This is a genomic window from Flavobacterium sp. (assembly GCF_035456225.1).
Lineage (GTDB): Bacteria > Bacteroidota > Bacteroidia > Flavobacteriales > Flavobacteriaceae > Flavobacterium.
Genome location: NZ_DATIDM010000162.1, coordinates 1 through 11116 on the forward strand (window position 1 = coordinate 1; position 11116 = coordinate 11116).

The 11116-nt window shown below is 39.5% G+C and carries 11 protein-coding genes; 6 read left to right on the top strand and 5 right to left on the bottom strand.

Annotated elements, in window-relative coordinates; genetic code table 11:
• Positions 1 to 19: 19 nt before the first annotated feature.
• The 6 genes from VLB74_RS09710 to VLB74_RS09735 all read left to right on the top strand — a co-directional run bounded on the left by VLB74_RS09710 (position 20) and on the right by VLB74_RS09735 (position 5734).
• Positions 20 to 2233: a TonB-dependent receptor gene (locus VLB74_RS09710; protein WP_325203271.1), complete on the top strand. Its 2214-nt coding sequence runs from the start codon at positions 20 to 22 to the stop codon at positions 2231 to 2233.
• On the top strand, positions 2234 to 2707 hold the full coding sequence (locus tag VLB74_RS09715) for a thioredoxin family protein (protein WP_325203261.1): 474 nt from the start codon (positions 2234 to 2236) through the stop codon (positions 2705 to 2707).
• A 68-nt stretch (positions 2708 to 2775) separates the two neighbouring features.
• The gene (locus VLB74_RS09720; RefSeq protein WP_325203262.1) at positions 2776 to 3186 is read left to right on the top strand and encodes a BrxA/BrxB family bacilliredoxin; all 411 of its coding nucleotides are present in this window, start codon (positions 2776 to 2778) and stop codon (positions 3184 to 3186) included.
• 83 nt (positions 3187 to 3269) lie between these two features.
• Entirely contained in the window at positions 3270 to 4004 is a 735-nt protein-coding gene (locus VLB74_RS09725; RefSeq protein WP_325203263.1) for a lysophospholipid acyltransferase family protein, read from the top strand.
• Between the two features lie 4 nt (positions 4005 to 4008).
• The gene (locus VLB74_RS09730) at positions 4009 to 5007 is read left to right on the top strand and encodes an acyl-ACP desaturase (protein WP_325203264.1); all 999 of its coding nucleotides are present in this window, start codon (positions 4009 to 4011) and stop codon (positions 5005 to 5007) included.
• A gap of 82 nt (positions 5008 to 5089) precedes the next feature.
• On the top strand, positions 5090 to 5734 hold the full coding sequence (locus tag VLB74_RS09735) for an HD domain-containing protein (RefSeq protein ID WP_325203265.1): 645 nt from the start codon (positions 5090 to 5092) through the stop codon (positions 5732 to 5734).
• 125 nt (positions 5735 to 5859) lie between these two features.
• Here VLB74_RS09735 and VLB74_RS09740 read toward each other — a convergent pair whose 3' ends face one another.
• The 5 genes from VLB74_RS09740 to gdhA form a co-directional block, all read right to left on the bottom strand.
• Positions 5860 to 6945 (bottom strand): BamA/TamA family outer membrane protein, encoded by a 1086-nt coding sequence (locus tag VLB74_RS09740; RefSeq protein ID WP_325203266.1) that lies wholly within the window; start codon positions 6943 to 6945, stop codon positions 5860 to 5862.
• Between the two features lie 225 nt (positions 6946 to 7170).
• The gene (locus VLB74_RS09745; protein WP_325203267.1) at positions 7171 to 7998 is read right to left on the bottom strand and encodes a peptidase associated/transthyretin-like domain-containing protein; all 828 of its coding nucleotides are present in this window, start codon (positions 7996 to 7998) and stop codon (positions 7171 to 7173) included.
• 20 nt (positions 7999 to 8018) lie between these two features.
• Positions 8019 to 8858, bottom strand: coding sequence for a hypothetical protein (locus VLB74_RS09750; protein WP_325203268.1), 840 nt, complete (start codon positions 8856 to 8858; stop codon positions 8019 to 8021).
• Positions 8859 to 9058: 200 nt separating this feature from the next.
• Positions 9059 to 9889 carry a peptidase associated/transthyretin-like domain-containing protein gene (locus tag VLB74_RS09755; RefSeq protein WP_325203269.1) on the bottom strand — a complete coding sequence of 277 codons (831 nt, stop codon included), beginning with the start codon at positions 9887 to 9889 and terminating at the stop codon, positions 9059 to 9061.
• Positions 9890 to 10017: 128 nt separating this feature from the next.
• The coding region (gene gdhA / locus VLB74_RS09760; RefSeq protein WP_325203270.1) for an NADP-specific glutamate dehydrogenase at positions 10018 to 11116 on the bottom strand (1099 nt) is incomplete at its 5' end.

The window sequence follows — 11116 nt, forward strand, 5'->3', positions numbered from 1 at the left end:
TTTCACCTTCTTATTCACTCTGATAACCTTCGGACAAACAACCCTTAAGGGAAACGTAACGTCTTTAGGAACTCCGTTAGAACTGGCCAACATTACAATAATCAAAACCAATCTAAAAGCAGCCACAGACAGTTTAGGAAACTATCAAATAAACGATATCCCGAAAGGCAAGCATGAAATTGTGGTATCGCATTCCGGATTTCGGCCGATTAGACAAAAAATAACGCTTTCTGACACGACCGAAATTATCGTGGATTTTGACCTGAAAGAAACTAATTCACTCGATGAAATCGTGGTAACCGGAACCTTAAAAGCAGTAAACCGTTTGGAAAGCCCGGTACCGGTGGAGGTTTACAAACCGACTTTCTTCAAAAAAAATCCGACCGCTTCCATTTTTGAAGCCTTACAAAATGTAAATGGTGTTCGTCCGCAATTGAACTGTAATGTCTGTAATACCGGAGATATTCACATCAATGGTTTGGAAGGACCTTACACTTTGGTACTTATCGACGGAATGCCAATTGTGAGCGGACTATCAACAGTATACGGACTTTCAGGAATTCCGAATTCGCTTTTGGAGCGCGTGGAAATCGTAAAAGGACCTGCCTCATCGCTCTACGGAAGCGAGGCCGTCGGAGGACTGATCAACATCATCACAAAAAATCCTAAAAACGCACCGCTTGTTTTTGCCGACGCATTTGCAACAACCTGGGGAGAAGTTAATGCCGATATAGGTTTCAAGTCCAATATTGACAACGCTGCTTCAATTTTAACCGGGATAAACTATTTCAACTACAGTAATCCGATAGACAACAATCACGACAATTTTACCGATGTCACCTTGCAGGATCGTATTTCCGTTTTCCAAAAGTGGAATTTCAAACGCAAAAGCAACAAAATCTTGTCTATGGCAGGGCGTTACTTTTATGAAGACCGTTGGGGCGGCGAAATGCAGTGGGAGAAAAAATACCGTGGCGGAAGTGAAATATATGGTGAAAGCATCTACACAAAGCGCTGGGAATTGTTAGGAGCTTACGAACTTCCGGTTGCCGAAAAAATGCTTTTAACCTTCTCTTATACAGATCACGACCAGAATTCAGTTTATGGAAACATCCCCTATTTGGCCCAACAGAAAATCGGTTTCAGCCAGCTCACATGGGACAAGAAAATCAACCGTCATGATTTACTTTTCGGAACTGCGTTGCGTTACCAATATTATAACGACAATACCACAGCAACTGACGTAGTCGATGAAAACTGGATTCCGAGTTTATTTGTGCAGGACGAAATGCGTTTGGCAGAAAAACACACTGCTATGGTGGGGTTACGTTATGATTACAATGACAATCACGGCAGTATTTTCACACCGCGCCTGGCTTACAAATGGGCTCCGGACGACAGTTCCATTTTGCGTTTCAATGCCGGAACAGGATTCCGAATCGTAAACCTTTTTACCGAAGAACACGCCGCACTGACAGGAGCCCGTGACGTTATCGTTCAGGAAAATTTAGAACCGGAACAATCATACAACGCGAATATCAACTATTTGAAGAAATTTTATTCCAAAGACGGGGATTACATTGCTTTGGAAACCTCTGTCTGGTATACGCATTTCACCAACCAGATCATACCGGATTATATTACTAATCCGACTCAAATCATTTACAGAAACCTTGATGGATACGCCGTTACCAAAGGAGCTAGTTTAAATGTCGATGCTGTTTTCCTGAACGGACTGAAAATCATTTTAGGAGCCACTTTCATGGACGTGACCAAAACGGAAAAAGACGTGACAACCCGACAAAAACTCACGGAAAAATTTTCGGGAACCTGGGCTGTTTCTTATCGCCTTAAAAAAATGTACTTGGATATCGACTATACCGGCAACCTTTACGGACCGATACACCTGCCATTGGCCGGCGAGTTAGATCCGAGGCAGGAATACTCACCAACGTGGAGCATCCAAAATATCCAGTTCACTTTCAATAAGTTAAAAAACTTTGAATTGTATGGCGGAATCAAAAATTTACTAAATTGGACCCCGAATAAAGGCAATCCGTTTATCATTGCCCGAGCAAATGATCCGTTCAACGAGAATGTGCAATATAATCCTGACGGCAGCGTTATGGTTACACCTGATAACCCCTATGCTTTAACTTTTGACACGAGTTACGTATACGGTCCTAATCAGGGCATAAGAGGTTTTTTCGGCTTACGGTATACATTAAAATAGATGAAACAACGAAATCTCATACTTCTCCTTTTCTTTATGGCATCGCTGAACGGTTTTGCACAACTGAAAACGTATTCGTTTGAAGAAGCCCAAAAATTAGAGCAGCAGCAGCCAAAAACCATTTTTGTATTTGTACACACTTCATGGTGCAAATACTGTAAAATGATGGAAAATTCCACCTTTAAAAATCCGGAGGTAGTTCAGCTACTCAACGATAATTTCTATTTTGTTTCTTTGAATGCAGAAGACAAATCGCCTATTGTATTTAAAAACCGAACTTTTACCTTTAAACCGAAAGGAAACAACACAGGCGTTCATGAACTCGCGGAAGAACTGGCTACCATAGACGACCAAATCGCTTATCCGACCTTTTCGATTTTGGACAAAAACAACACTATTCTGTTACAAATCAGTGATTTTACTGATGCCAAAACCATGATTGGTTTATTGAAAGAAGCTGCCGAATTTCATTAACAACATTCTAACAAAAATTACAATTTTACTTTGTAACTTTGCCACACATTAACCTAGAAATTTAAATTATGTATCCAGAAGAAATGGTAAAACCGATGCGCGCTGAATTGACAGAAGCCGGTTTTCAGGATTTATATAGCGCTGAAGAAGTAGAAAACGCTTTAGCAAAAGAAGGAACCACATTGGTAGTGGTAAACTCGGTTTGCGGTTGTGCGGCAAGAAATGCACGTCCGGGAGCAAAAATGAGTTTGGACAACAGTAAAAAACCGGACAATCTGATTACGGTTTTTGCAGGTGTTGACAAAGAAGCGGTTGATGCAGCCCGTCAGCACATGTTCCCGTTCCCTCCTTCATCGCCAAGTATGGCTTTATTTAAAAATGGAGAGTTGGTTCACATGTTGGAACGCCACCATATCGAAGGCCGTCCTGCAGAATTAATCGCAGAAAATCTAAAAGACGCATTCAACGAATTCTGCTAATAGATAAAAAAAACACAATTGAAACCACGTTTTACGTGGTTTTTTTATTTAATGCCTTATCTTTGTAGCAAATACCACCATAAATGCAAAAAATTATATCGTATCCAGTATCTGTTGTTTTCTATGCGGCTTTTGTGTTATGCCTAGTGGTATTTCATCCGATACAATGGATATGTTTAAATTTATTTGGGTATCAGTCACACAAGAAAAGTGTCGATTATCTGAACTTTTTGCTTGTAAAGTGTACCAATCTTTTGGGAACCACTTATCATGTTCAAAACAGGCATCTGATCCCAAAAAACGTTCCGGTAATTTTTGTGGCCAACCATCAGAGTTTGTTTGACATTGTTGGGATAATTTGGTATTTACGAAGTTCACACCCGAAATTTGTCAGCAAAAAAGAACTGGGCAGAGGAATACCAAGCGTATCGTTTAATCTGCGTCACGGAGGTTCTGTTTTAATCGACAGAAAGGATCCGAAACAAGCTTTGCCTGTAATTAAAGGTTTGGGCGAATATATTGAAAAACACAGACGTTCTGCAGTGATTTTTCCGGAAGGAACTCGAAGCAGAAACGGGGTTCCGAAACGTTTTTCGGAAAATGGAGTAAAAATTTTGTGTCGCTATGCGCCATCAGCGTATATTGTACCTATATCAATAAGCAATTCCTGGAAAATGCTCCGTTACGGACATTTCCCAATGGGATTGGGCAACCAATTACAATTCACCATTCATGAGCCTATGGCTGTTAAAGACTATCCTTTTGCAGAACTAATGGAGAAGACAGAAAATGCAGTGGTTCAAGGAATAAAAAATTAAAGTTATGTCACAACAAAATGTGCGTCTGGAAGTGATGCAGTTTCTGGAAAAGAATATAGATACTTTCGTAGAAAACTATCTTATCCCGGTTGAACAAATTTGGCAGCCAACCGATTTGTTACCGAATTCAGAAAAAGAAACCTTCCTGGAAGAAGTTACCGAATTACGTGAATTAGCTAAAGATTTACCCTATGATTTCTGGGTAGTTCTTGTGGGCGATACTATCACGGAAGAAGCCCTGCCTACCTATGAATCCTGGTTAATGGATGTTGAAGGGGTAGACCAGAAAACAACTCACGGAGATAACGGCTGGGCAAAATGGTTACGCCAATGGACGGGTGAAGAAAACCGACACGGTGACTTACTGAACAAATACCTGTACTTATCAGGCCGCGTAAACATGCGCGAAGTGGAAATGACAACCCACCATTTGATCAACGATGGTTTCGATCCGGGAACCGACCGTGATCCGTATAAAAACTTTGTATTTACCAGTTTTCAGGAATTGGCAACATACATTTCCCATAACCGCGTAGCGCAATTGGCTAAAAAATACGGCGACAAAAAATTGTCTAAAATCTGTAAAATTATTGCAGGGGACGAAATGCGCCACCATTTAGCTTACAGCGAATTCGTGGATCGCATTTTTAAAGTGGACCCAAGTCAGATGATGCTTGCCTTCGAATACATGATGAGAAAAAAAATCACCATGCCGGCCAACCTAATCCGTGAATCCGGGGAAAGCATTGGAACAGCGTTCGAAAAATTCTCCGAATCCGCGCAACGTATCGGAGTTTATACCGCGATGGATTATGTGGACATTCTTGAAAAACTAAACCAAAAATGGGAAATCGACAAAATCACCAACCTAACGGATGAAGCCGAAAAAGCCCGTGATTATCTGTTGAAATTACCGGCAAGAATGACCCGAATCGCAGAACGCATGGCAGTCCCTTCTGAAGAAAAAATCTTTAAATGGGTTACGCCTGCTTTGGTGAAATAATTTTTTTAGAAAATAGAATCAAGAGATAAGAACCAAGATAAATCCTTTCCTTACCGAAAGGATTTTTTTTAAACCTTACACCATGACCATAATTGACAATACTATCCGATTCGTAAAACAGCAACTCGAAAATGCAGAAGGAGGCCACGACTGGTTTCACATCGAACGCGTTTATAAAAATGCGCTTCTGATAGCCCAAGAGGAAACCTGCGATTTGACTGTGGTGAAATTAGCGGCTTTGCTTCACGACATTGCCGACAGTAAATTCCACGACGGAGACGAAAATATTGGCCCGAAAACGGCCCGTAACTTTTTGGAAAGTCAAAATGTTTCTGAAGAAATCATTCAGCATGTGATTGCCATCATTGAAAACATTTCGTTTAAAGGAGGCAATTTCGAAAAGGAATTCCATTCCAAAGAACTGGAAATCGTTCAGGATGCGGATCGTTTGGATGCGTTGGGCGCTATTGGTATAGCACGTGCATTTAACTATGGCGGATTCAAAAACCGACCTTTGTATAACCCAAACATTCAGCCTAAACTCGGCATGAGCAAGGAGGAATACAAAAAAAGTGAAGCACCGACACTAAACCATTTCTACGAAAAACTGCTGTTATTGAAAGAGAAAATGAACACTGAAACCGGAAAGAAACTCGCGGAGCAACGTCACGCCTACATGCAAGGCTTTCTGTCGCAGTTCTATGCGGAATGGGATGGGGAGAAATAGTGGGTAGTGAGCAGTCGCAGTGTTCAGTATTCAGTGGCAGTCCCTAATTCAGGAAGTTTAGTGCTTCAGAGGAAAAAATTTCTCCTTTAATTACATTAATTTCAATTTTGAGATAAACCGATACTCTATCTTCCAAAAGTCTCGCCAATTCTAAAAGTAAGGCTATAGTCATCTTTTCCAAATCCTACATCCACACCTATATTGACATTCATAGATGGAATAAGCCTATAACGCAATCCGGCACCGCCACCCGGTAATATTTGTGAATCAAAAACATCTGAAAACGATTCAACCGCCGAAGCCACTCCCAAAAAACCAACCATACCAAATTTTGACTGGTCAAATCGCCAACGGTATTCTGATTGGACTGCATATACCTGATCCCCCCTGTATTTACCCTGCGAATACCCTCGGATATCGTCACGGCCTACAACGGCCTGCCCTTGAAATGGTACATCTCCAGTAGCGACATTTAAATTTATACGGCCCAATAAAATATGCCGGCTGTCTTTTTTCAGGTCAAAAAACTGTGTATAATTTAATTGATAGCGTACAAAATCATTGTCGGTGCCAATCCACTCACGATAAAACTGATTTTTGAAATTCATAAATATACCCTTTGTTGGGAAGTAGACATCGTTTCGGCTGTCATTAGTAAATATATACCCGATATTGTTCATGTTTCGCTCGTCAACTGTGCCTTCAGATTCAAAAGTAGTTTTAGTATTGTTGAATTGAACATACAACCCTCCGTAAATTCTTCTCCAAATATTGCGTTGAACCTGTCCCACAACAATTACGCTTTCATTGGAATAATCTTCATATTGTCCTATATCATTTTCCACATCACCATCGAAATATTGATAATTCACATTTCCCACACCAAGGAATCCACGTAAGCGCCATAAATCCCGTTTTAAGTAAAATTGCTGGCTGAGGCCAATGAACCAGGTATCTTCGGCGGTATAAATCCCCATCAGCCCTGTGGTGGAAGCCGGCGATATAGTGTCCTTTTTATTGGCCTGATAAAAAGCCGATGTCGAAGCACCAAGAATAATGCCCTGCGTTCTGTTGTAGTTAATCAGGGGAATAGCTGCAAATCTTACAGCTTTTTTTGTTTTGGTGGAATCGGATGTAGCTTGCCCGAAACTGAATTGTGAGGCAGTTACTAAAACAATTGCTAAATGCAGCCATTTAAAATATTGTACCATCTGCCTTTTTATGTATTAGAATCCAACATTTCGTCAATCTGGGGCTGATGGGGATTTTGTGGCAATGATCAGGTTTTATCCCTATGTTAAATTTACGAAAAAAATTACATTTATAATCGTTTTTTTAGTTGCCTGGTAAGTATTGTAGTATTGGGTAACTTAAAAATGGAAATTGCTTATTTGTTGAATTAATTTTTGTCATAGAATGCGCAGCGCGGGAAGCAATCAATCGGTTAGCACCAACTGAAAATTGAGGGAATATTTGTCGCTTTTTTTCCATGATCCATCGTTAAAATGCCAAGAATCCGTATAGGTTTCCGTTTCATTTGCATCAATGGCAGGTTCATAAAAAAACCACTCTTTATTATGTGTCCCATACTGCCTGTTCTCTTCTAAAAAAAGATATTGAATCGCAACAAAAACACCTTCTTTAGGCATTTCAATATTTAGTTTTTTTAAATCAATTTCATTGACATGATGCCCTTTTTTGATTTGACAAATAATTGGCTCTGCATTAATAATTTTGCCTGGTGCTCCATTTTCATCTACAGCATATATAAACATCTCAACTTTTCTATTTTCTTTTGAAGAGAAAGTTCTAAATTTTAATTTACTCAAAAACAAATTTTCCTGATTGACGGTGGCAAAGTATTTTCCAGTTAAAACAGCCTGATTTTCTCTGTTTGTACAAACTACGGTAATATCTCCATTTTTGCTTTTCCCCAATTTGAAAGTTTTATTCCTCTTCGGCACAACAATCGTCACCTCATTTAATTGCTTGACATCATTCTCTAAAAATATAGAACTTACATCGGCAGCTATTTTAATGTGTAACGTTTTATAACCTACACATGAAATTTTGAATTCAGAATCCAAATCACTGTTCCTAACATAAAACAAACCCAAGGAATCTGAAGCTGTATACATTTTACTATCCTTCCAAATACTCGCATAAAGAACAGGTTTTTTATCCGTAGAATTAAAAATACTGACAGGCACTTGCGCATTTGTCAGATTACAAAAAAAAAGGAAGAGAGCTATTGTCTTATACATAATTAAATTTGAAAATATGATTAATCCGAAACAACGATTTCCATATTTACCGAGTACTTATTGTTTCGATTCCATTTATTATCACTGAAAGACCAGGTATCAAAGTCTTTATCAACGAAATTTATATAAACAAAAGGCTCATATACAAAGGAAGTCGGAAGTGCGCCGGGAAAGTGAGAATACTGCTTGTTTTGTTCCAGCAATAGTGTTTCAAGAACCACAAATAATCCATTTTCAGGAAATTTAATATTTAAATCATCTACTTCAAAATTGATCTTTCTCGTTCCTTTTTTAACTTTACAGATCAAATTTTCATTATAAAGCGGTTCCCCGGGAGCGCCGTTTTCATCAACAGAATAGAAGTGCACATTCAAAAGACGGGTACCTTCACTAGAGCCAGCTTTAAATTTAATCGACTTTAGAAAACCATTTATATTACCATTATTTGGAAAAAACTTCGCTGATTTACAACTTTTAGAATCGTATTGACCGGCGTAAGCAGAATCACCTCCACTTGCTTTTCCGAGTTTCAGTTTTTTTTCATGTTTTCTTTTTACGATTTTAACCTCCTCAAGTTGGACAGCTTTCGGCTCTAAAAAAATCTCACTTTCATTTTTATTGATTTTGAAAATCTTTTGCTGAAAACCGATGGCCGAAATTTTAAATTCAGCTTCAAGATCGCTTTTCTCTACAACAAAACGACCTATGGAATCGGCATTTTTATACATGTTTTTATCTTTCCAGATGCTGGCATAGGCTACCGGATTTTTATCAGCCGAATTAGTGATTTTTACCGAAACTTGTGCAAAATTAATTGCAGAATATACTAACGATAAAAGTAAAATGATTTTTTTAACCATAGCTAAATGTTGAAATACTGACAAAGCGGAAACTCATTTTCCATTTTGCAGAAATTCCTATTTGATTTGGGCTAAAATATTAAAAATGAAATTCAATTCTGACAACTGCATTCGTTGAAACGGGATTAACAACAAAAAACTTCTTTCCTGTTACAATTGAAATAAAAGTAAAAGGTGAAACTCCACGGCTTTGAGAACAATCAATCGGTTAGCACCAACTGAAAATTGAGTGATATCCCATTGTTTTTTTTCCAGACCGTATCCTGTCTGTACCATGAGTCCGTATAACCCTCCGTATAATTTGCTTCTATTGAGGGTTCGTAAAAATAGGAGTCTTTATTTTTTTCCGAATACTGCCTGTTCTCTTCTAATAAAAGATATTGGACAACAATAAAAATACCTTCTTTCGGCATTTCTATATCCATTTTACTTACGTCTACTTCCGTGGTGTGATTTCCCTTTCTCAATTTACAGATGATGTTCTCGGTATTGATAACCTTATCTGGTTCCCCTGTTTCCTTAACGGAATAAAACAGAATATTTACAATCCGGTTTTTAGTAGATGCAAACGTATTGAATTTAAACTTCTTAAGGAACAGCACTCCCCCTGTGGGATTCTTAAAAAATTTACCCATCTCTTCTGTCTGATTATCACTTTGTCCGCAAACTACAACGATATCGCCGCGTTTGGCTTTACCTATGACAAACTTCTTTTTATTTTTCCGGGCATGAATTTCCATTTCCGGCAACTGTACCACTTCTTTTTCCAAATAAATTACAGAATCCGAAGCACTTATTGAAACGGTTTTAGAAGCATATCCAACACTCGAAATGGTAAAAATGCCCTTAAGGCTTTTTGCATCGACTTGAAATATCCCCAGAGAATCAGCGGTCGTATAGACTTTTTCGTCTTTCAGTACGCTTGCATACGCTATTGCTTTATTTGTATTTTTATCTCTCACCGATACCGTATGCTGACCGAGAAGGAAAGAACTGTTTAAAAACAAAAGGAACAATACAATGTTTTTCATCTCTATATGTTTTTTAATTTAGCAGTAACAGCAACAAAAAAACGCTACAGGCTTAATGCAATAATAGTTCCCACTCCGAAAACCGAGAACTGTCAGATTATAGCTTGTCATAACTTAAAACAGTACTATTATACCACACCCTGTGCCAACATCGCATCGGCTACTTTTACAAATCCGGCAATATTGGCCCCTTTCACATAGTCAATGTAACCGTCCGGATTGGTTCCATAAAGCACACAAGCTTCGTGGATGTCTTCCATAATAGCTTTAAGTCTTTCGTCTACTTCCTCTCTTGTCCAGGTCAGACGCAAGGAGTTTTGCGACATTTCCAAACCGGATGTAGCAACCCCACCGGCATTGGATGCTTTCCCGGGCGCAAACAATATTTTAGCCTTGTGGAAAGCTTCAACCGCTTCAGGAGTACACGGCATGTTGGCTCCTTCGGCTACGCAAAAACAGCCGTTGGCGATTAAAGTTTTAGCCTCTTCCCCATTCAATTCGTTTTGTGTCGCGCAAGGCAAAGCAATATCGCATTTCACCTCCCAAGGGTGTTTTCCGGCGACAAATTCAGCATTCGGATATTTCTCGAGGTATTCATTGATGCGACCGTAGCGTACATTTTTGATTTCCATGATGTAAGCCAGTTTCTCGGCATCGATCCCGTCAGCATCATAAATATATCCGGAAGAATCCGAAGCCGTAACCACTTTCCCTCCCAATTGGGTCGCCTTCTCAATAGCATACTGCGCCACATTTCCGGAACCAGAAACCAAAACGGTCTTACCAGTAAAACTTTCGCCGCGGACAGCCAGCATGCTTTGTGCAAAATACACACATCCGTAACCGGTGGCTTCAGGACGGATTAACGAACCCCCAAAGGTCATTCCTTTTCCGGTAAGTACACCTGTGAATTCGTTACGCAGCTTTTTGTACTGCCCGTACATGTACCCCACTTCTCTTGCTCCTACACCGATATCACCGGCAGGCACATCCGTATCGGCGCCGATATGACGCGCTAACTCGGTCATGAAAGCCTGGCAGAAACGCATGATTTCAATGTCTGATTTTCCTTTTGGATCGAAATCAGAACCTCCTTTACCACCACCCATCGGCAACGTGGTTAAACTGTTTTTGAAAACCTGTTCAAATGCCAGGAATTTCAAAATGCTTAAATTAACCGAAGGGTGAAAACGCAATCCCCCTTTATAGGGTCCGATGGCCGAATTC

What these genes read in the sequence shown, in the direction of transcription:
- VLB74_RS09715 (WP_325203261.1), top strand. Translation starts at nt 2,234, where the DNA reads ATGAAACAACGAAATCTCATACTTCTCCTTTTCTTTATGGCATCGCTG.
- VLB74_RS09720 (WP_325203262.1), top strand. Translation starts at nt 2,776, where the DNA reads ATGTATCCAGAAGAAATGGTAAAACCGATGCGCGCTGAATTGACAGAA.
- VLB74_RS09725 (WP_325203263.1), top strand. Translation starts at nt 3,270, where the DNA reads ATGCAAAAAATTATATCGTATCCAGTATCTGTTGTTTTCTATGCGGCT.
- VLB74_RS09730 (WP_325203264.1), top strand. Translation starts at nt 4,009, where the DNA reads ATGTCACAACAAAATGTGCGTCTGGAAGTGATGCAGTTTCTGGAAAAG.
- VLB74_RS09735 (WP_325203265.1), top strand. Translation starts at nt 5,090, where the DNA reads ATGACCATAATTGACAATACTATCCGATTCGTAAAACAGCAACTCGAA.
- VLB74_RS09740 (WP_325203266.1), bottom strand. Translation starts at nt 6,945, where the DNA reads ATGGTACAATATTTTAAATGGCTGCATTTAGCAATTGTTTTAGTAACT.
- VLB74_RS09745 (WP_325203267.1), bottom strand. Translation starts at nt 7,998, where the DNA reads ATGTATAAGACAATAGCTCTCTTCCTTTTTTTTTGTAATCTGACAAAT.
- VLB74_RS09750 (WP_325203268.1), bottom strand. Translation starts at nt 8,858, where the DNA reads ATGGTTAAAAAAATCATTTTACTTTTATCGTTAGTATATTCTGCAATT.
- VLB74_RS09755 (WP_325203269.1), bottom strand. Translation starts at nt 9,889, where the DNA reads ATGAAAAACATTGTATTGTTCCTTTTGTTTTTAAACAGTTCTTTCCTT.